Raw genomic sequence first — 228 nt, forward strand, 5'->3', positions numbered from 1 at the left:
GAGGAAAATGGAGCTAAACTTCTTTGAAAAACTAAAGTTATTATTACCTAAGAATAAAACTGAATTTTTACATTCTATAAAAGTAGCTGCAGAAGCAGAATACCATGAACAGATGGAACTTTATGAACAGGAAATGAAGGAAGTTAAGAGGGAAAAAGATTATCGGCTACAGTTAGCTGCTCTAGCTACAACAGGTGGCAAAACAGCAATGGAAGATTGGGTGAGTTT

The 228-nt window shown here is 35.1% G+C and carries 1 protein-coding gene; it reads left to right on the top strand.

Annotated elements, in window-relative coordinates; all coding sequences use genetic code 11:
* Nucleotides 1–228: hypothetical protein (locus AOA62_RS31670; RefSeq protein ID WP_218244038.1), on the top strand; the 228-nt coding region annotated here is incomplete at both ends.

Source organism: Pseudomonas sp. 2995-3 (assembly GCF_002742565.1).
In the GTDB taxonomy this organism is placed as follows: domain Bacteria; phylum Pseudomonadota; class Gammaproteobacteria; order Pseudomonadales; family Pseudomonadaceae; genus Aquipseudomonas; species Aquipseudomonas edaphica.